The organism is Methylobacterium sp. P1-11 (assembly GCF_008329595.1).
GTDB lineage: Bacteria > Pseudomonadota > Alphaproteobacteria > Rhizobiales > Beijerinckiaceae > Methylobacterium.
In genome coordinates, this window is record NZ_NPKS01000081.1 from 1 (window position 1) to 2,693 (window position 2,693).

The window sequence follows — 2,693 nt, forward strand, 5'->3', positions numbered from 1 at the left end:
CAGCCAGCAGACCGCGGCCGGCACACGCCAGGTCGAGGCCGCCTCCGCCAACCTCACCGAACTCGCCCAGGCCCTCATGGCGCTGGCCGAACGCTACCGCAGTTAAGATCCCGACGCCGCTGCTCCTGGATTATCGGCGGCCGCCGATCTGCGCCCGCGCGACGGCGGCAGGCTGGTGGAGCGTTCCGCACGCGGTGGCTGGACGTTCCCGGACGCTTGATAGCATGGCTCTCGCTTTGCTGTTCGGGCCTGAGACGGAAGCCCGGACGGCCACGCATGGGGAGGATCAGCATGAGCGATCCGGATCCCGAGACGTTTCCCAGGAAGGCGGAGCCGGCACCTGTCCACGAGGGACTCGTGGCTTACTTGACCGTCGATGCCCCGCTGAAGGCAGCCACGTTCTATGTGCCGGCCTTCAGTGCTCAGCTGGTCGCCGCGCTGCCCGCCGAGGCGCAGGAGCGGATCATGTAAGAGCTGTACGGTGGATGGATCCCGCGGAGCGAGGGAGACGCGTGAACGTGAGACCGGGAATTTACGCCCTCGTCGTGGGGGCGCTGGCAACGTTTGCCCTTGTGGGCTCGGCCGCGGCCGGCTGGGAGGGGCCGGGGGCTCGGCCGCTATTCGTCAACGAGGCGAATCCGGCCGGCTACAACTACGCGCCCAGCATCATTACCGAAAATGGGACCACCGACCTGTGGTGGTGCGGCCAAGGAAAGACTGACGTCATCTTCCACCGTTCCTACGACCCGCGGACCGGCTTCTCGCCGGCTCAGGTCGTATTCCAGCCGACTCCGGGTTCTTGGAACCGCCAATACGTTTGTGATCCGAGTGTGATCCGGGGCCACTTCATCAATCCGGCGGATGGCCGGACCTACGCCTACGCAATGTACTATTCGGGATCAGACAACCAGCCCGGAAACAACAATCAGATGGGTCTGGCGTTCTCGAACGACAAAGTGACATGGGTCGACTACCCGGAACCGGTCATCAAGCCGATCAACCCGGCGATCGCGCAGGGCAATTACGGCGCCGGTCAGCCGGCAACCTTCTCGGACGGGCGGTCCGGCCTCTTCGTTTTCGCGACGGATCTCACCGGGCCGCAGGGCGTTCGAGGCTTCGGAGACCTCTACGTCCGGCACACGGCGGACGGCGTGCATTTCGAGCCGCCGGTGCGGATCCCCAACGTCGCGACGGATGGGGCAACCATCAATCCCAACTCGGATTTCGCGTACGATCCCAAGGCGGGGGAAGTCTACGTTATCACCGGACTCCCCGGCCGCGCGTGTCAACAGGTGGCCTGCAAGGATCCGGCCCGGAATCCCGATCGTGAGACCTATCAGATGGGTCTGTTTAAAATGCCCCTGACCGTTCTCTTGAGCGGTTCACCGGCGGCATGGACGCCTCTGGGCTACCTGAACACTGACGTGACCGGCTTCTATCTCAATCACAGTCCAGGTTTTCAAAGGAACGGTGCAGGCAGTCTGGCCTCCTTCCTGCCGGACATCACGATCTTCTTCTCGGGCGGCGACCCGTATCCCGGCACCTGGCGGATCGCCGAGGCGCGCAAGCTGCGCGGCGCCGACCGCCTGCCGCTGCAGCGCGCCTTCGGTCCGGGCGGACATTGGGTCACCACCGGCTATATCGGGCCGGGCTACACGATCGAGCGCAGCGTCGGTACCCTTTTGACGCTTCCGGCGCCCGGGACCGCCATGCTGATGAGCTGCGCGGCGGGTCAGGATCACTTTCTCAGCAGAGACACGCAGTGCGAGGGCCAGACACCCCTCGGGCAGACCGGCTACGTCTATGAGGCGCAGAGGCCCGGCCGCCATCCGATCTACCGCTGCAATGCAGGCGGTCACGATCATTTCGTCGCGACCGACCCCCGATGCGAGGGACACACCACCGAGGGGCTCCTCGGCTACGCACTCGACTGAGATCATCTCCGCAGTCCGGCGCACCGGCCGGCTCCGTAACACCGGCAGGAGCGAGTTGCGCAGAGCCAAGTCTCCGCCGGCTTGAGCGCCCGCAAGACCCGGTGGGATGGCCTGAGGATAACACCCGAATCGCCTGTCGCCCACTTATGGACTGCTGCATCGCGCGGCAGAAAATACTCGCGCAGTTAATTCGGATTTAACCTTAACCGGTATTCTTAGGTGTCCCCGAGAATCGGGTTGCTCCGGTTGGAAAGTTAGCGATCCATGTCCTCGATCACCCTTTCGTCCGCCACGCGTCAGAACCTGCTCTCGCTGCAGGACACCGCCCAGCTGATGGCGACCACGCAGAACCGGCTCGCGACCGGCAAGACGGTCAACTCCGCGCTCGACAACCCGACCAACTTCTTCACCTCGCAGGCGCTCGACAGCCGCTCCTCGAGCCTGAACACCCTGCTCGACGGCATCTCCAACGGCGTCCAGACGATCCAGGCCGCCAACCAGGGCATCACCTCGATCCAGAAGCTGGTCGACCAGGCCAAGTCGATCGCCAACCAGGCCCTCTCGACCCAGCTCTCCACGACCGGAACCGCCGCCGGCGCCTACAGCGCCAGCACCGCCTCCCAGTCGGTGCTCCTGACCATCAACGGCACCTCCGTCTCAGCCACCATCGCCGCCTCCTCCAGCATCAGCGCCACCGTCGCCGCCCTGAACTCGGCGGTCAGCTCGGCCTCGACCTCCTCCAGCGGCTCGTTCGGCGCG

General features: G+C 65.1%; 2 protein-coding genes and 1 pseudogene. All 3 read left to right on the forward strand.

From position 1 onward, the window contains the following. Positions 1 to 291: 291 nt before the first annotated feature. Positions 292 to 471, forward strand: a complete 180-nt coding sequence (locus CIW48_RS32745) for a hypothetical protein (protein WP_149314499.1) — start codon at positions 292 to 294, stop codon at positions 469 to 471. A gap of 14 nt (positions 472 to 485) precedes the next feature. Further along, positions 486 to 1,934 (forward strand): hypothetical protein, encoded by a 1,449-nt coding sequence (locus CIW48_RS32750; RefSeq protein WP_246695529.1) that lies wholly within the window; start codon positions 486 to 488, stop codon positions 1,932 to 1,934. A gap of 264 nt (positions 1,935 to 2,198) precedes the next feature. Next, positions 2,199 to 2,693, forward strand: a pseudogene (locus tag CIW48_RS32755) (flagellar protein); the annotation flags it as partial.